This is a genomic window from Klebsiella oxytoca (assembly GCF_009707385.1).
Lineage (GTDB): Bacteria > Pseudomonadota > Gammaproteobacteria > Enterobacterales > Enterobacteriaceae > Klebsiella > Klebsiella oxytoca_C.
Genome location: NZ_CP046115.1, coordinates 3,024,059 through 3,040,651, shown reverse-complemented (window position 1 = coordinate 3,040,651; position 16,593 = coordinate 3,024,059). Strand labels below are relative to the sequence as shown.

General features: G+C 54.2%; 17 protein-coding genes. 3 read left to right on the top strand and 14 right to left on the bottom strand.

Going from position 1 to position 16,593, the window contains the following annotated elements; genetic code table 11:
- The first annotated feature begins 61 nt into the window (after positions 1–61).
- Both tyrS and pdxY read left to right on the top strand, forming a co-directional pair.
- Positions 62–1,336, top strand: a complete 1,275-nt coding sequence (gene tyrS, locus GJ746_RS14120; RefSeq protein WP_154680782.1) for a tyrosine--tRNA ligase — start codon at positions 62–64, stop codon at positions 1,334–1,336.
- Between the two features lie 61 nt (positions 1,337–1,397).
- Positions 1,398–2,258, top strand: a complete 861-nt coding sequence (pdxY, locus tag GJ746_RS14115; RefSeq protein ID WP_154680781.1) for a pyridoxal kinase PdxY — start codon at positions 1,398–1,400, stop codon at positions 2,256–2,258.
- Positions 2,259–2,302: 44 nt separating this feature from the next.
- Here pdxY and gstA read toward each other — a convergent pair whose 3' ends face one another.
- From gstA to blr, 13 genes are all read right to left on the bottom strand, one after another.
- Positions 2,303–2,908 (bottom strand): glutathione transferase GstA, encoded by a 606-nt coding sequence (gene gstA, locus GJ746_RS14110; RefSeq protein ID WP_154680780.1) that lies wholly within the window; start codon positions 2,906–2,908, stop codon positions 2,303–2,305.
- A 108-nt stretch (positions 2,909–3,016) separates the two neighbouring features.
- Positions 3,017–4,522, bottom strand: coding sequence for a dipeptide/tripeptide permease DtpA (gene dtpA / locus GJ746_RS14105; protein WP_154680779.1), 1,506 nt, complete (start codon positions 4,520–4,522; stop codon positions 3,017–3,019).
- A gap of 599 nt (positions 4,523–5,121) precedes the next feature.
- Positions 5,122–5,757, bottom strand: a complete 636-nt coding sequence (gene nth / locus GJ746_RS14100; protein WP_154680778.1) for an endonuclease III — start codon at positions 5,755–5,757, stop codon at positions 5,122–5,124.
- Between the two features lies 1 nt (position 5,758).
- Positions 5,759–6,457: an electron transport complex subunit E gene (locus tag GJ746_RS14095; protein ID WP_154680777.1), complete on the bottom strand. Its 699-nt coding sequence runs from the start codon at positions 6,455–6,457 to the stop codon at positions 5,759–5,761.
- Between the two features lie 3 nt (positions 6,458–6,460).
- Complete coding sequence (rsxG, locus tag GJ746_RS14090; protein WP_154680776.1) at positions 6,461–7,081, bottom strand: electron transport complex subunit RsxG; 621 nt, start codon at positions 7,079–7,081, stop codon at positions 6,461–6,463.
- A 10-nt stretch (positions 7,082–7,091) separates the two neighbouring features.
- Positions 7,092–8,144, bottom strand: a complete 1,053-nt coding sequence (gene rsxD, locus GJ746_RS14085; protein ID WP_154680775.1) for an electron transport complex subunit RsxD — start codon at positions 8,142–8,144, stop codon at positions 7,092–7,094.
- A complete protein-coding gene (rsxC, locus tag GJ746_RS14080; RefSeq protein WP_154680774.1) occupies positions 8,145–10,328 on the bottom strand; it encodes an electron transport complex subunit RsxC in 2,184 nt (727 codons plus the stop codon).
- Complete coding sequence (gene rsxB / locus GJ746_RS14075) at positions 10,321–10,899, bottom strand: electron transport complex subunit RsxB (protein ID WP_154680773.1); 579 nt, start codon at positions 10,897–10,899, stop codon at positions 10,321–10,323. Before rsxB ends, rsxC begins: the two co-directional genes overlap by 8 nt.
- Positions 10,899–11,480, bottom strand: coding sequence for an electron transport complex subunit RsxA (rsxA, locus tag GJ746_RS14070; RefSeq protein ID WP_004102633.1), 582 nt, complete (start codon positions 11,478–11,480; stop codon positions 10,899–10,901). Before rsxA ends, rsxB begins: the two co-directional genes overlap by 1 nt.
- A 77-nt stretch (positions 11,481–11,557) precedes the next feature.
- Positions 11,558–11,998, bottom strand: coding sequence for a DUF2569 domain-containing protein (locus tag GJ746_RS14065; RefSeq protein ID WP_154680772.1), 441 nt, complete (start codon positions 11,996–11,998; stop codon positions 11,558–11,560).
- A 79-nt stretch (positions 11,999–12,077) separates the two neighbouring features.
- Positions 12,078–12,293 (bottom strand): transcription modulator YdgT, encoded by a 216-nt coding sequence (ydgT, locus tag GJ746_RS14060; protein ID WP_154680771.1) that lies wholly within the window; start codon positions 12,291–12,293, stop codon positions 12,078–12,080.
- A gap of 219 nt (positions 12,294–12,512) precedes the next feature.
- Positions 12,513–13,883, bottom strand: coding sequence for a GH1 family beta-glucosidase (locus GJ746_RS14055; protein ID WP_154680770.1), 1,371 nt, complete (start codon positions 13,881–13,883; stop codon positions 12,513–12,515).
- A gap of 103 nt (positions 13,884–13,986) precedes the next feature.
- Positions 13,987–14,136: a division septum protein Blr gene (gene blr / locus GJ746_RS14050; protein ID WP_154680769.1), complete on the bottom strand. Its 150-nt coding sequence runs from the start codon at positions 14,134–14,136 to the stop codon at positions 13,987–13,989.
- A 138-nt stretch (positions 14,137–14,274) separates the two neighbouring features.
- On the opposite strand from blr, the gene GJ746_RS14045 reads away from it, so the two are divergent.
- Complete coding sequence (locus tag GJ746_RS14045) at positions 14,275–15,315, top strand: oxidoreductase (protein ID WP_154680768.1); 1,041 nt, start codon at positions 14,275–14,277, stop codon at positions 15,313–15,315.
- A gap of 57 nt (positions 15,316–15,372) precedes the next feature.
- On the opposite strand, the gene add is transcribed toward GJ746_RS14045, so the two are convergent.
- Positions 15,373–16,374, bottom strand: a complete 1,002-nt coding sequence (gene add, locus GJ746_RS14040; RefSeq protein WP_154680767.1) for an adenosine deaminase — start codon at positions 16,372–16,374, stop codon at positions 15,373–15,375.
- Positions 16,375–16,593: the final 219 nt, after the last annotated feature.

Below are 16,593 nucleotides of genomic sequence, written 5' to 3'. Positions count from 1 at the left end.
CGCGTCTGGCGAAAAGTCGTGTACCGGCAGAGGTGCAGTCGTTTTATAGATGGAGAATTTGATGGCAAGCAGTAACTTGATTAAACAATTGCAGGAGCGGGGGCTGGTAGCCCAGGTGACGGACGAGGAAGCGTTAGCAGAGCGACTGGCGCAAGGCCCGATCGCGCTCTATTGCGGCTTCGACCCTACCGCCGACAGCTTGCACTTGGGGCATCTTGTTCCATTGTTATGCCTGAAACGCTTTCAGCAGGCAGGCCACAAACCTGTTGCGCTGGTAGGCGGCGCGACGGGGTTGATTGGCGATCCGAGCTTTAAAGCCGCTGAGCGTAAACTGAACACCGAAGATACCGTGCAGGAGTGGGTAGATAAAATTCGCAAACAGGTCGCGCCTTTCCTCGACTTTGATTGCGGCGACAACTCTGCCATTGCCGCGAATAATTACGACTGGTTCGGCGGTATGAACGTGCTGACCTTCCTGCGTGATATCGGCAAGCACTTCTCTGTAAACCAGATGATTAACAAAGAAGCGGTGAAGCAGCGCCTGAACCGCGACGATCAGGGCATCTCTTTTACCGAGTTCTCCTATAACCTGCTGCAGGGTTACGATTTTGCCTGCCTGAACAAACTGCACGGCGTCGCGCTGCAAATCGGCGGTTCTGACCAGTGGGGTAACATTACTTCCGGTATCGATCTGACCCGTCGTTTGCATCAGAACCAGGTCTTCGGCCTGACCGTCCCGCTGATAACCAAAGCCGATGGTACGAAATTTGGTAAAACCGAGGGTGGCGCAGTATGGCTGGATCCGAAGAAAACCAGTCCGTACAAGTTCTACCAGTTCTGGATCAACACCGCCGATGCCGACGTATATCGTTTCCTGAAGTTCTTCACCTTTATGGATATTGCGGAAATCAATGCCCTGGAAGAAGAAGACAAAAATAGCGGTAAGGCGCCTCGCGCCCAGTATGTGCTCGCCGAGCAGGTGACCCGTCTGGTTCACGGTGAGGAAGGCCTGGTAGCAGCTAAACGTATCACCGAGAGTCTGTTCAACGGCAATTTAAGCGATCTGAGCGAGGCTGATTTTGAACAGCTGGCGCAGGATGGCGTGCCGATGATTGAAATGGAAAAGGGCGCCGATCTGATGCAGGCGCTGGTGGATTCCGAGCTGCAGCCGTCACGCGGCCAGGCGCGTAAAACCATCGCTTCCAATGCGGTGACCATCAACGGCGAAAAACAGTCCGATCCGGAATACGTATTTGTCGATGCCGACCGCCTCTTCGGTCGCTACACCTTACTGCGTCGCGGTAAGAAAAATTACTGTCTGGTCTGCTGGAAGTAATTGCGTAAAGGCAGGGGCGTGGGAAACCACGCCCCTTATTTTTTGCTCTCAGGTAATCAAGATGAAGAATATCCTCGCCATCCAGTCCCACGTTGTGTTTGGCCATGCGGGCAATAGCGCCGCTGAGTTTCCAATGCGCCGTCTTGGCGCCAACGTCTGGCCGCTTAACACCGTACAATTCTCCAATCATACTCAATACGGAAAATGGACCGGTTGCGTCATGCCGCCTGCGCATCTCACGGAAATCGTTCAGGGGATTGCCGATATTAATCAGCTACAGCGCTGTGATGCAGTGTTAAGCGGATACCTGGGGTCGGCTGAACAGGGCGAACATATTCTTGGTATTGTGCGCCAGGTTAAAGCCGCTAATCCGGCAGCGAAATATTTCTGCGACCCGGTGATGGGACACCCTGAAAAAGGATGCATCGTTGCGCCTGGCGTTGCAGAGTTTCATGTGCGCTATGCGCTGCCGGCGAGCGATATTATTGCGCCAAATCTGGTTGAGCTGGAAATCCTCTGCGGGCATCCGGTAGCCAACGTTAACGAAGCGGTATTAGCCGCGCGGGAGCTGATTGAGCAGGGGCCTGAAGTGGTGCTGGTTAAGCATCTATCGCGCGCCGGGCTTAGCATGGACCGTTTTGAGATGCTGCTGGTTACCGCGCAAGAAGCCTGGCATATCAGCCGTCCGCTGGTGGATTTTGGCATGCGCCAGCCGGTGGGCGTCGGTGATGTTACCAGCGGCCTGCTGTTGGTTAAGCTGCTGCAGGGCGCGACTCTGCGCGATGCGCTGGAGCACGTTACCGCTGCGGTATATGAAATCATGCTGGCGACAAAAAATATGCAGGAGTATGAGCTACAGGTTGTCGCGGCTCAGGATCGTATTGCACAGCCGGAGCACTATTTCAGCGCCACTCAGCTTTAGAAGATGTTCACGCTTGCCCGACAGCCGCCGGGCAAGCGTCAGCCTTACTTAAGCCCTTCGGCCTCAAGAGCGGCAGCGACCGCAGGACGGGCGGCAACGTGCTTCATCCAGGCCGCAATATTGTTATAGCCTTCCATATCCAGCTTCACGGCGTAGGCCCAGCGCAGCACGGTGAACAGATAGCCATCGGCGATGGTGAAACGGTGCCCGTTCAGCCACTCTTTATCCTGCAGACACGCATCGACATACTGCATTTTTTTATCCAGCTGCGCGCGAGCAATAGGTTTGAAATCCTCCGGCGTGTCCGGGCGGAACAGTGGAGTAAAGCCTTTATGTAGCTCTGTCGCCACGTAGTTTAGCCATTCCAGCGTCTGATAGCGGGCGATGCTTCCCACCGGAGCCAGCAGCTGGCGATCGGGCACGAGATCGGCGATATATTGCATAATGGCCACACCTTCCGTCAGCAGCACATCATCATCCAGCAGCAGCGCCGGTACCTGGCCCTTCGGGTTGATCGGCAGATAATCATCCCCGTTTTCGAGGCGTTTTTTCATTACGTCAACGCCTTGTAGGGTGAAGTCCAGCCCGCTTTCGCGTAGCGCAATATGCGAAGCAAGTGAACAAGCGCCGGATTTGTAGAACAGTTTCATCGATAACTCCTCGTGGCTGCGGTTTTCTGTATGTTAGTCCGCCCCGGGGCAAAAAAAAACCGCTAACAGAACGTTAGCGGTTTAAATTTATGGGTTTTCCCGAAGAGCTTAAGCCGTTGCGGTATCGCTGGCTTTTGCTGCTTTATCATCGTCCTGGGTCATGCGGTTCAGCTTCGGCGCCGTCAGCAGCATCAGGATGGCGATAACGCCGGTGGCAATACCGATGTTGAGGAAGACGCGACCGTAGACTTCCAGCGACATCAGCGGGTCTGTTACGTTTTCTGGTACTGCCATCATATTCGCAACATAGCCGCCGATCAGGTTAGCGCCAGCGGTGGTCAGGAACCAGCTGCCCATGATGAAGCCCATCAGTCGCTGAGGAACCAGCTGAGCAACCATTGCCAGGCCCAGACCAGAGATCATCAGTTCGCCAATGCTCTGCAGGCCATAGCTCATAACCAGCCAGCTCACGTTCACAATACCGGCATCGCTGGCGAACTTAGCGCCCAGCGGTAGTACGAGAAACGCGCCTGAACACAGAACCATACCAATAGCGAACTTCATCGGCATCGGCAGAGTATCGCCCATTTTGTTATAAATGGCGGCGAGAATCGGGCTACCGATAATGATCCAGAACGGGTTCAGCGCCTGATACTGCTCGGGTTCGAAAGCAATGCCCAGCAGAGAGTGTTCAACGTTGCGAATAGCAAAGAAGTTCAACGAGGTTGGCATCTGGCTATACAGTACGAAGAAGATAATCGCCTGCAGCATCAGAATGAACGCTACGATCATTTTACGACGCGCAGCGCCCTGCATCGCAAAGGCTTCTTTAGCGAAAATAATGATGATACCTAGCGCCACTACGCCCAGCGCCATGCGTGCGATGCCCTGGTTGTGCAGCAGCCAGGTGGCAATTGCTATCAGAACCACTACGCCGACGATAGTGGCCAGCAGTTTGCCGACATGCACCGGTGCGAAGTCTGGTTTGGAACCGTACTGTTTAACCCAGCGCTGGCAGAAAGCAAAGTTGACGATGGTGATCAGCAGGCCGACAAAGCTCAGCGCGAACGCCACGCTCCAGCCGAATTTGGCGGCCAGCCACGGCGTAGCCAGCATTGAGAAGAATGAGCCGATATTGACGGACATGTAGTACATGGTAAATGCACCGTCCAGACGCGGATCGTTCTTTTCATAGCAGGTTGAGAGCAGAGAAGAGGGGTTTGCCTTAAAAAGGCCGTTACCGACGGCGATAGTCGCCATACCCATATACACGATGCCCGCATCGTGACCGGACCACGCTACCAGAGCATAGCCGATAGCAAGGACGATGGCGCCGAGCATAATAACGCGTTTGGTACCCAGCACCTTGTCGCCCAGCCAGCCGCCAATCGCTACAAGACCGTAAACCAGGGCGCTGAAGGAAGAGAACAGGGTGATAGAGTCCGCTTCTGACATACCCAGCTGTTTAACCAGGTAAACGGCCATAATCCCTTGCAGGCCGTAGAAACCAAAACGTTCCCAGAGCTCAATAGAGAAGATGAGATAGAACGAACGTGGTTGTTTGAAAGCGTTCAAACTGACGCTTTCTGTTGGTTTATTGTTTGCAGTCGACACAAATACCTCTTTTTTTACATCCCATATTAACGGGGAGTGCTCGGGGCGCAATCTTCTCAGACCGCTGCCTTTATAGTTATTCTGGAGGGAAAACGGCAGGTAATGTTCACTATCCTGCCCCTTCAGGCAATAGCTTTGTAATAATCTGTTACACATATTCGGTGCGTTATAATACACCGCTCTTTCAAATGTTATGCAGAGTTAAATTTCAATGTTTGTTAAATGGAAGAATTTTTATCTGCCAGAATCCGAATTTTTACGCATAATGGCAATATGTTCTGCTGTTTGCGCTTGAATCCAGTGATATAGCCCATAATCCTAAAAATTGATGGGGTATTGTTTTGGTATTTAAAGCAGGGGTATTTGAATGAGCGGATTTACGTATTAATACATTAACAATAAATCAACAAGAAATAGACTGAGTGATCTAGCTCACAAATGTATAGAAAATTTATCTCTGAAAAAAATGAATAACCTGACTGGTGGTTATATAACCGAATAATCACCCGCCTTAAGGCCGATAATATGGCGTTAACGTCGGGAGAGAAGGGGATTAAACAGAGCCATGATCCTGCATAAGACGATGGCTCTGAATTTTGTCAGGAGTAGACCTTCTCTTTGAACTCGCAGAGGTCTTCAATCAGGCAGGAGCCGCAGCGCGGTTTGCGGGCAATACAGGTATAACGACCGTGCAGGATTAGCCAGTGATGGCAATCCACTTTAAATTCGGCGGGAACGACCTTTAACAGCTTTTCTTCGACCTGTTCAACGTTCTTGCCGGGGGCAAATTGCGTCCGGTTACACACGCGGAAAATATGCGTATCAACGGCGATGGTTGGCCAGCCGAAGGCCGTATTCAGCACCACGTTAGCGGTTTTGCGACCGACGCCGGGAAGCGCCTCAAGGGCAGCCCTGTCCTCCGGGACCTCGCCATTGTGCTGTTCTAGCAGGATCCGGCAGGTCTTAATGACATTTTCAGCTTTGCTGTTAAACAGGCCGATGGTTTTAATATATGACTTCACGCCTTCAACGCCCAGCTCCAGCATGGCGGCAGGGGTGTTGGCTACCGGGTAGAGCTTCGCCGTGGCTTTGTTGACGCTGACGTCGGTTGCCTGCGCCGAGAGCAGTACGGCGATTAATAACTCAAACGGTGAGTTAAAATTCAGTTCCGTGGTGGGGTGCGGGTCGTTATCCCTGAGCCTGGTGAGGATCTCCAGGCGTTTACTTTTATTCATCCTATGCTTTTCCCGTCACATCAGAGGGCGCAATGATATCGGCTTGCGCCGCTTTGGCTTTGCGCTGTTTGCTACGTTCATCAATCAGGTATTTTACCGCTAACATCATGCCGAGGCCAATAAATGCGCCGGGCGGCAGCATGGCCAGCAGGAACGGCGTATCGGTATGGAAAACTTCTATTCGCAGAACTTTCGCCCAGCTGCCGAGCAGGCTGTCGGCGCCATCAAACAGGGTGCCGTTACCGAGAATTTCACGCATCGAACCGAGGACAAACATCGCGCATGTCGCCCCCATACCGATGGAAAACCCGTCCAGCGCCGAAAGCGCCGGGCCTTTTTTAGCAGCGAAAGCTTCCGCGCGGCCAACCACGATGCAGTTGGTAACGATCAGCGGGATAAAAATACCCAGAGACTGATAAAGACCAAAAGCGTAGGCGTTGATCAGCATCTGCACGACGCTGACGACCGATGCAATGATCATCACGTAAATCGGGATACGGATTTCCGCAGGGGTCCAGCGTCGCAGGCTGGAAATGGTCAGGTTAGTTAGGGTGAGTACCAGCGTCGTCGCCAGCCCAAGCCCAAGGGCATTGGTGGCGGTTGAGGTTACGGCGAGCAGGGGACACATCCCCAGCAGCTGAACCAGCGCGGAGTTGTTTTTCCACAACCCCTGAACTATGACATCTTTTACTTCGCTCATGGTCTAGCCTCCACAGGGAGTGAATGCGGAAATCTGCGCGGGCAGCGTTTGTGCGTACAGGCCCGCACGCTTGACGGCATTGACCACCGCGCGCGGGGTAATCGTAGCGCCGGTAAACTGGTCGAAATCTCCGCCGTCTTTTTTCACCGCCCAGCCGCTGTCGCTTTGTCCGTGAATAACTTTACCGGCAAAGAGGGTGATCCAGTCAGAAATTCTGAGCTCAATTTTGTCACCCAGTCCGGGCGTTTCATGATGTTCGGTGACGCGGGTGCCCAGTACGGTTCCTTTAAAATCAGCGGCGACAAGCAGGTGAATAGCCCCGGAATAACCGTCCGGCGCGGTGACTTCCATCACGGCGGCCACCGGGCTCTCCTGGTTTTGCGCAATCCATACCTTATGCGGGCCTTGACCCAGCGCCGGGGCGTTAACCAGATAACAGTTTTTCAGCAAATCATTATTATAGAGATTCGCGGGCATAACCTGGTCGAATAGGGCTTTTTGCTGCAGGGCGGCCTGGTCTTCAATGGTGCTTTTGGTCAGTTCGTTGATCGCTGCCGTCAGGCCGGTAGAACCCGCAGCAAAGAGTGCCAGCGTGATGCCGTGTTTGCGCATGCTTTGTAACATCTTCGGGTCCTCAGCGGTGGCCGTACGCGCGCGGGCGCGTGTAGTAATCGATCAACGGAACGGTAATGTTGGCCAGCAGGACGGCAAAGGCCACACCATCCGGATAACCGCCGAAGCTGCGAATTAACCATACCAGTAAGCCCGCCAGCGCGCCGAAGATCAGGCGACCTCGGTTGGTAGTGGAAGCGGTCACCGGATCCGTCAGGATAAAGAAGGCTCCCAGCATGGTCGCGCCGGAAAACAGATGAATCTGCGGTGAGGCGAGGGTTGCCGGGGCCAATATCCAGCCGAGGGTGGCGCAAACGGCAAGGCTCAGCAGGAAGCTGACCGGGATATGCCAGCGAATGGTCTTTTGCCACAGCAGGAACAGACCGCCTGCCAGATAAGCTACGTTGACCCACTGCCAGCCGAGGCCGGCGAGTTCGCCGCCGTAAACAGGATACCGCAGGATCTCTTCTACCGAATGACCAGCATGAAGCGAGGTTTTAAAGGTATCCAGCGGCGTTGCCTGGCTGACACCGTCAATGCCGATCCGCAGGCTATTCATATCGCCACCGGTAGCGGTATGGCCGCTAAAAATGACCTGTAGCGCATCGCTGAAGCCGGGTACCGTGGCGGCTATCTCATGCGGCGGGAGCCAGGAAGTCATCTGAACCGGGAAGGAGATCAGCAGCACCACGTAGCCAATCATCGCCGGGTTGAAAGGGTTATGGCCCAGACCACCGTAAAGCTGTTTAGCAATAATGACGGCGAAAGCGGTACCTGACACCACCATCCACCATGGGGCGAAAGGCGGAATACTGATGGCTAACAGCAGACCGGTTAACAGCGCTGAGTTATCGGCGAGGGTTGCGGGAATATTCTGTTTGCGCAGTTTAAGGATAGCCGCTTCGGCTCCCCATGCCGTGAAGGCGGCAAGGGCTATTTGCACCACGGTACCCCAGCCGAAAAACCAGCTCTGAACCACGATGCCGGGTACGGCGGCGAGCAGTACCAGCAGCATAATCCGTGAAGTCTGGCGCTGATTATGGGTATAGGGGGAACTTGCGATTCTGAAAACCATTTAATCCTCGTTAACTGCCTGCCGGGATGCTTTCCGGGCCTGAACGCGGGCGATTGCTTCAGCGACTGCCGCTTTGCGGGCGTCGTCATTGGCTGCCGACGGGGGAACTGTTGGTTGCTGCTGAGTTTTACGCGCTTTTGCCCGGGCGATCGCCGCTTCGACGGCGGCTTTGCGCGGGTCAACGGCTGCGGGCTGCTCTGCGGCGGCAGCTTCAGCCGGGGCGCTCTGCTGTTCGGCTTTACGCGCTTTTGCTCGGGCGATCGCGGCTTCGACGGCGGCTTTGCGCGGGTCAACGGCTGCGGGCTGCTCTGCGGCGGCAGCTTCAGCCGGGGCGCTCTGCTGTTCGGCTTTGCGCGCTTTCGCCCGGCCAATCGCGGCTTCGACGGCGGCTTTGCGCGGGTCAACGGCTGCGGGCTGTTCTGCGGCGACAGTTTCAGCCGGGGCGCTCTGCTGTTCGGCTTTACGCGCTTTCGCCCGGGCGATCGCGGCCTCCACGGCGGCTTTGCGCGGGTCTGCGCTAATTTCAGCTGGTTGTCCGGCGGCGTTGTTTTCCGCTGTTTGCTCCGCCTTACGCGCTCGCGCCTCGGCTTTACGCGCCTCACGAGCGGCGATAGCCTCACTGTTGTCAGGTTTTGCGCCTGCGAGCACGATAATTGGCTGCGCGGCCTCACGCTGTTTCTCACGTACCCGGGCAAGCGCGGCGTTAATAGCGTCCTGATCTTTCGCCGCTGGCTGTACCGCAGCCTGCTTATGGCGTTCCAGACGAGCGGCTTTATCGCGCTCCAGTCGAGCCTGACGCGCCTCAAAGCGAACTTTAGCTTCCGCGGCGCGTTTCTCTTCTTGCGCAATAGCGTAAATCTCGGCTTTCTCCTGGCGGAAGTACTGCACCAGCGGGATATTGCTTGGGCAGACCCAGGCGCAGGCTCCGCACTCTATACAATCGGCGAGGTTATGGCTGGTAGCTTTGTCGTGCTGCTGTCCTTTGCTGAACCAATAAAGCTGCTGCGGCAGGAGATCGGCCGGGCAGGCGTCGGCGCAGGCGCTACAGCGGATACAACCTTTTTCTTCTTCAGGCTCGCCCATTTCGCTCGCCGATGGTGCCAGCAGGCAGTTAGTGATTTTGACTACCGGCACATCAAGCCATGGCAGGGTGAAGCCCATCAGCGGGCCGCCCATAATCACCATCGGCTCTGCGCCGGGGCAGAAACCGGCATCCTTCAGCAGATGGTTTACCGGCGTACCGAGCCGGGCCCAGACGTTACCCGGACGCGCGACCGCTTCGCCAGTCAGGGTTACGACGCGCTCCGTCAGCGGCTCACCGTCAATTACCGCGCGTTTTACCGCATAGGCAGTACCCACGTTTTGCATTAAGACGCCGATATCCGATGAGCGGCCATCGTGAGGCACCTGCTTGCCGGTGAGGATTTGCGTTAACTGTTTCGCGCCGCCGGAGGGATATTTCGTGGGGATTACGCGCAGCGAAATACCGTGCGTACCGGCTAATACCGCACGCAGCATTGAAATTGCCTGCGGTTTATTATCCTCGATGCCGATCAGTACCTGTTCAGGCTGCAGAATGTGGGCAAGGATACGAATACCTTCCACAATTTGCGCCGCGCAATCCTGCATCAGCCGGTCATCGGCGGTGATATAGGGTTCGCACTCTGCCGCGTTGATAATCAATGTTTCGATTTTATCCCCGCCGCCGCGCAGTTTGCTTCCGGTCGGGAAACCCGCGCCGCCCAGTCCGGCCACGCCGAACTGGTGGATACGTTCGATCAGCTCTTCGCGTGATTTGTTGTGGTAATCGCTCCAGCCATCGCGTTCTATCCAGCGATCTTCACCATCGGCATCAATAATGACGCTCATTTCCGCCAGCGCGGATGGATGTGCGGTGGAATGGGGGGCGATGGCCGTCACGATGCCGGAGGTTGGCGCGTGCACTGGCAGCATTCTGCCCCAGCCGCGGGTCAGCGGCTGGCCGCGCAGAACGCGATCGCCCGGCTTAACGCAGAGTTCACCTTCAGCGCCGATATGCTGTTTTAGCGGGATGACAAAACGCTGCGGCAGTGAAACCTGGCGCAGCGGGGTACCGTTGGACTGGGTTTTCATTTCTGGCGGATGAATACCGCCGTTGAAGTCCCAGACTTTGTCTTTGCGAAAAGCGGAAAATAACTTAAACATGTTGTTCCACGGGAATAATGCGTACCGGGATGGTTTGAAGATCCCACTTCCAGGTTGCTGTCGTTGTCGCCACCGGGCGTAGCTCAATACATTGCGTCGGGCAAGGCGCGACGCAAAGATTACAGCCGGTACACAGATCGCTTATGACCGTGTGCATCGCACGGGTTGCCCCTACGATGGCGTCGACCGGACAGGCCTGAATGCACTTGGTGCAGCCAATGCAGTTCGCTTCATCGATTATTGCCAGCATCCGCACCGGCTCCGCCTCTTGCGGATCGCCATCTACCGGCTGGGGATCGACGTTTAACAGCTCGGCGATTTTAAGCATTACTGCCTCACCGCCGGGGGCGCAGCAGTTGATTTTCTCTCCCTGGATTCCTACCGCTTCCGCGTACGGACGGCAGCCAGGATAGCCGCACTGGCCGCACTGGCTTTGGGGAAGCAGGGCATCAATTTTTTCCACCACCGGGTCGTCTTCCACCTCAAAACGGCGGGAGGCATACCCCAGAATTAAGCCGAATATCAGCCCCAACAGGCTAATGGCGACTACGGCTATCCAGACAGCGTTCATTACAACTTCACCAAACCACTAAAGCCCATGAAGGCAAGAGACATTAAACCTGCGGTGACCAGCGCAATAGCGTTCCCGCGAAACGGCGCCGGAACATCCGCTACGACCAGACGCTCACGAATGGAGGCGAAAAGCACCATCACTAACGAAAAACCGACCGCGGCGGCAAAACCGTACAGGGCGGATTGCAGGAAATTGTGCCCGAGGTTTATGTTCAACAGCGCTACGCCCAGCACCGCGCAGTTGGTGGTAATCAGCGGCAGAAAGATACCCAGCAGGCGATACAGCGCCGGGCTGGTTTTACGCACCACCATTTCGGTAAATTGCACCACTACGGCGATGACCAGGATAAAGGCCAGCGTACGTAAATAGACGAGGTCCAGCGGGATGAGGATCCAGGTATCAATCAGCCAGGCGCAGATAGAGGCTAGCGTCATCACAAAAGTGGTCGCGAGCCCCATCCCCATTGCGGCTTCCAGCTTTTTGGAAACCCCCATAAACGGGCACAGTCCAAGAAACTTCACCAGCACGAAGTTGTTAACAAGAACGGTGCCAACAAAGAGCAGTAAATAATCAGCCATCATTCGACCTGAAATAGAAAAAGCCGTCTATTATCGAATAAATCGATACCGGCGACAACAGGTTAACTGTGTGGTTATTACGGATTCACAAAGGTCCGTTTTACCCGCTCAGAACGCCTGAAGTAGGGCGCAAACAGGGCTGCTGCGAGAAGTGGGAACAGAAGCTGGCGCAGCGCCAGCGCGTCTGAAATGGGGGAAAAGGCAAAAGCTTTTACCGCCAGCAGAAGCGTAATCAGCAGCCAGATAATGTAGTGTTTTGGTACGCCTTTGCGCCGCTTAAAAAAGGCGATAGTCAACCATAGCGTGTAGTACCACATGGCGACGGCGAAGGCCAGAGAAGCAATCCACAGGGCGAGATGACCGGCACTCATATTGCTCAGCAATGTATAGGTCTGCGAAGACATCAGGGCATCAGCAAAAAACAGTAGCGACAATGAGGCGCTAAGCAGGGCTACGAGGAGCCATGCCAGCGGCGCCAGAAGCCATCCGCCAATACGTTCCACAGAGTCAGAGGACATTATTACTCCTGAATTCAACGCCAGTTATAAATAAAAACAGGGCGGAAGTATAAGCAACTGGCGTGAATGATTACAGTATTTATTGCACGTAGCGCCAGACCGATTTAGGAACTTCGCCGATGTTGAACAATTTCCCGCCAGACACCAGCTCCGCCCGGCGATGATCCGCGGCTCGATACATGTTGACGATCTCTTCGTTATCGGTCAGGGAATAGTTGAGGTGATCAAAAAGTTTTTCCAGCGTTTCCAGCGAACTGATTTTACGAAATTTTAATAAGTAGTCCTGAACGGTCATTTGCGTATCCATTTTATAATCGGAATAAATTGAGTTGAATATACCAATTCTTAGTAAACCTGTTCTCAACCAGCAGTTACTTTTTGGGAACAACTGTATGGAATTATTTCGGTTGTAAATACTTAATACAAGAACAGATGATGTTTCCGCTCCGGTAAAAAGAAATTTAAGAATATTCCAGAGCTTAATCAGGCGCCGGCTGGCGCCTGGGAGAGAAGATTAACGCTGTTCGCCTCGGCTGGCAATAACGTTTTGGTACCAGAAAAAACTCTTTTTACGTTTTCGCGCCAGATTTCGCTGGTGATCAACATAAACAAACCCGTATTGTTTTTTATATCCATTAAGCCAGCTTAAAAGATCAATAAAAGACCACGGGTAATAGCCGCGAACGTCAGCGCCCAGTTCCAGCGCTTTTTCCAGAGCAGTAATATGACTACTGAGATAGTCAATGCGCGGATCGTCGATAATTTCGCCATCGATAATCGGGTCTACTGCCCCCAGTCCGTTTTCGGTGATATAGATCGGAATATCACCATAGCGCTCTTTAATCATCATAATCCCATCAGTTAACCCCTGAGGCCAAATTTCCCAGCCCCATTCGGTGTAGGTACTCTGCGGATTACGCACGAAGTAAAAGAGCCCCTCAACCCCCGGCTCACCCCCGGTCGGTATCTCAGGCGGCAGCGCCGATACGGTTTCGCGACGGTAGTAGTTCAGGCCGATAAAATCACAGCGATTCTCGCGCAGTAGCGCATCGTCGCCTTCGGCAAAAACCGGAACTCCCCACAGCGCTTGCGTCTGCTGCAATAGCTCTTCGGGATAGCCGCTTTTTAACACCGGATCGTAAAGCCAGTGGGTGTGGATTGCGTCCGCCATCTCCGTAGCGCGCCTGTCTTCCGGGCTGTCGGTCAATGGGGTATGCGGCTGAAGGACGTTAACAAAGCCAATCTTTCCTTCGATGCCCATTTCACGAAACGTTTTCACCGCCAGAGCGTGGGCGATGAAGACGTGATGGCAGGCTTGAATGGCGCGAGCAGGGTCGCGCACCGCCGGTGGATGAATGCCGCTAATGTATCCATGCCCAATAAAGACAATAGTTTCATTAAAGGTTGCCCACAGTTTGACGCGAGAACCAAAACGTTGATAACAAAGTCGTGCGTATTCAGCGAAGGCTTCGGCCGTGGTGCGCGCCTCCCAACCGCCTTCATCCTGTAGCGCCTGCGGGAGGTCCCAGTGGTAGAGGGTTATCATCGGTTCAATATTATGCGCCAGCAGTTCATCGATCAGGTCGCTATAGAATTGAATACCCGCTTCGTTCACTTCGCCGCGGCCATTCGGCAGCAGACGAGGCCATGAAATAGAAAAGCGATAGCTTTGCAGGCCCATTTCCGCCATCAAGGCTACGTCTTCGCGAAAACGATGGTAATGATCAACGGCGATATCACCGGTTGTGCCCTGATAGGTGGTGCCTGGGAGGTGAGAATAAATATCCCAGATGGAAGGGCCTTTACCGTCGGCATCGTGTCCGCCTTCAACCTGCCAGGCGGCAGTAGCGGCTCCCCATAAAAAGTGCTGTGGAAATCCGGACATGAAGAAACTCCTTATCAATTGATAAGGTGAGTGTAATAAAAGTATGAGCAACCATGCAACCGGTTTCAGAAACCGGTTGCATGGTTGCGAAGCAGGTCACTGTTTATTTCGACAGCGGCTTCGTCTTAACAACATCAATGGAGGGCGGCGACTGGTAGTTATCAATATGATGAGCGATAACTAAAAGCAGGGCCGAAACGCCCAAAACAATCCAGCCAATAAGTTCTACAATACGATTAAAAACGTTTTCCATAACTCTACTGCAAATTGTGAAACCAGACTGAAATGGTACTTAACGATTGAGGTAACGCAAGTATTACCTGGCGTGAGTTGCGCAACTGGCGTAATGCTGAGCAATTATGCACGGGAAAACTCGTGGAGGGGCAGAGAAATGAGTGACGCTATCCGGGTAGGGCTAATTGGCTACGGCTATGCCAGTAAAACTTTTCATGCGCCGCTAATTAGCGGTACGCCGGGGATGACCCTGGCCGCAGTGGCGAGCAGCGATGAGAATAAAGTGCTGAGCGACTGGCCTGCGATGAAAGTAGTTCCGCAGCCTGAGCCGCTTTTTAACGACCCGAACATCGATCTGATTGTGATCCCAACCCCGAACGATACCCATTACCCGCTGGCAAAAGCCGCGCTGGAAGCGGGTAAACATGTGGTGGTGGATAAACCCTTTACCGTGACGCTAGCGCAGGCGCGCGAGCTGGAAGCGATAGCGAAAAGCACGGGGCGTCTGTTATCCGTATTCCATAACCGACGCTGGGACAGCGATTTTCTCACCGTAAAATCGTTGATTAATGAAGGAGTACTGGGCGAGGTCGGCTATTTTGAGTCGCACTTCGATCGCTATCGACCGCAGGTTCGTCATCGCTGGCGTGAACAAGGTGGGCCGGGTAGCGGTATCTGGTACGATCTTGGCCCGCATCTGCTCGACCAGGTAGTCAACCTCTTTGGATTACCGGTCAGCATGCACGTCGATCTGGCGCAACTTCGTCCAGGCTCGCAGGCCATCGACTATTTCCATGCGGTTTTAGCTTATCCGCAGCGTCGCGTAGTGCTGCACGGCACGCTGCTGGCCGTTGCGGAAACGGCGCGCTTTATTATCCACGGCTCGCGGGCAAGCTATGTGAAATATGGTCTTGACCCGCAGGAGGAGCGGCTAAAAAGCGGCGCACGTTTGCCGCAGGAGGACTGGGGATATGATATGCGTGACGGGCTGCTGACGCGGGCCGATGGTGAAGCGATCGCTGAAGAGTCGTGGCTCACTCAGCCGGGTAACTATCCAGCCTATTATGCCGCCATTCGCGATGCGCTCAACGGCGCTGGAGATAACCCGGTTCCGGCAAGTCAGGCGATTCAAATAATGGAACTAATTGAACTTGGGCTGGAGTCGGCCAGGCATCGGGCGACGCTGTGCGTTAATTAGAACGAGCTGGCACTGTTTCGGTTTAATAAAACCCCCGTTTATCACGGGGGGAGATGGTTAAGCCTGCTGAACGCGCTGTATTAGCGCGGCTTTATCCTGAGCGTTTAAAAAGGCGAGTTCGAGGCCATTTATCTGCGCCTGACGAATTTGTTCGCGGCTCAAGCCGGCAGCCGGGGCGGCAACGGTATATTCGTGAATAATATCCACGCCCTGAACGGCGGGATCGTCGGTATTGATACAGGCCATTACGCCGTGCTCGAGGAAGGTTTTCAGCGGATGCTGATCCAGCGATGGCACGGTGCTGGTCTGAATGTTAGAGGTCAGGCAGGACTCAATGCCAATACGGTTGGCCGCAAGATAATCCATCAATGCAGGATCCTGTACCGCCTTCACGCCGTGACCGATACGTTCCGCTCCCAGTTCGCGGATCGCCTGCCAGATGCTTTCCGGGCCAGCGGCTTCACCCGCATGTACCGTGATGCGCCAGCCTGCATCGCGCGCGCGGGTGAAGTGCTCCATAAACAGCTCCCCCGGGAAACCGAGCTCATCTCCGGCCAGGTCAAGAGCGGTGATGCCGTCACGATGAGCGAGCAGGGCCTCCAGCTCTTCTGTGCAGGCCGCTTCACCAAAGGTACGGCTCAGTATACCGATCAAACGAGCCTCAACGTTAAAGTCGCGGCTGCCTTCTTTCACTCCGGCGATTACCGCTTCGACAACTCCGGCGACCGGCAATTGATGAGTCATCGCCATATAACGCGGAGAAAAACGGAGTTCAACGTAATGCAGGCCGTTTCGTGCCGCATCTTCGAGATTTTCGTAAGCGACGCGGCGGCAGGCTTCGAGTGAGGCCAGCACTTTTACCCCCCAATCGAGCTTTGAAAGGAAGCTGACCAGATCAGGTTCATTGCTGGTGACCTGGACGTGCGGGCGCAGGGTTTCCAGGGTGTCTGCCGGAAGCGCAAGATTGAACTGGCGGCCAAGATCGAGAATAGTTTGGGCCCGGATATTACCATCCAGGTGGCGATGGATGTCTGTTAATGGCAGCGTTATATCAATCATGGTCGCACTCATTTTTTAGCTAAAGTGCGCGTCATTGTACATCAGAACGATAAATGGTTAAAAGAGGATAAAAATACCGAACAATACAATGGAAATGAGGGATGCGACGGCGGATTCCCCTTCAGCTGGTCGAACGAAAAACGCTCATAGCAAAACGCTATTAATCATAGTGAATCAGTATTTAATTTCGAACGGGTGATTTTCTATAGTCTCTGGTGC

Coding starts and splice junctions, on each gene's coding strand:
- rsxG (WP_154680776.1), bottom strand. CDS start 7,081: ATGTTACAAAGCATGCGCAAACACGGCATCACGCTGGCACTCTTTGCT.
- GJ746_RS14095 (WP_154680777.1), bottom strand. CDS start 6,457: ATGAGCGAAGTAAAAGATGTCATAGTTCAGGGGTTGTGGAAAAACAAC.
- add (WP_154680767.1), bottom strand. CDS start 16,374: ATGATTGATATAACGCTGCCATTAACAGACATCCATCGCCACCTGGAT.
- blr (WP_154680769.1), bottom strand. CDS start 14,136: ATGGAAAACGTTTTTAATCGTATTGTAGAACTTATTGGCTGGATTGTT.
- gstA (WP_154680780.1), bottom strand. CDS start 2,908: ATGAAACTGTTCTACAAATCCGGCGCTTGTTCACTTGCTTCGCATATT.
- tyrS (WP_154680782.1), top strand. CDS start 62: ATGGCAAGCAGTAACTTGATTAAACAATTGCAGGAGCGGGGGCTGGTA.
- ydgT (WP_154680771.1), bottom strand. CDS start 12,293: ATGACCGTTCAGGACTACTTATTAAAATTTCGTAAAATCAGTTCGCTG.
- pdxY (WP_154680781.1), top strand. CDS start 1,398: ATGAAGAATATCCTCGCCATCCAGTCCCACGTTGTGTTTGGCCATGCG.
- nth (WP_154680778.1), bottom strand. CDS start 5,757: ATGAATAAAAGTAAACGCCTGGAGATCCTCACCAGGCTCAGGGATAAC.
- rsxC (WP_154680774.1), bottom strand. CDS start 10,328: ATGTTTAAGTTATTTTCCGCTTTTCGCAAAGACAAAGTCTGGGACTTC.
- GJ746_RS14065 (WP_154680772.1), bottom strand. CDS start 11,998: ATGTCCTCTGACTCTGTGGAACGTATTGGCGGATGGCTTCTGGCGCCG.
- rsxA (WP_004102633.1), bottom strand. CDS start 11,480: ATGGCTGATTATTTACTGCTCTTTGTTGGCACCGTTCTTGTTAACAAC.
- rsxB (WP_154680773.1), bottom strand. CDS start 10,899: ATGAACGCTGTCTGGATAGCCGTAGTCGCCATTAGCCTGTTGGGGCTG.
- rsxD (WP_154680775.1), bottom strand. CDS start 8,144: ATGGTTTTCAGAATCGCAAGTTCCCCCTATACCCATAATCAGCGCCAG.
- GJ746_RS14055 (WP_154680770.1), bottom strand. CDS start 13,883: ATGTCCGGATTTCCACAGCACTTTTTATGGGGAGCCGCTACTGCCGCC.
- GJ746_RS14045 (WP_154680768.1), top strand. CDS start 14,275: ATGAGTGACGCTATCCGGGTAGGGCTAATTGGCTACGGCTATGCCAGT.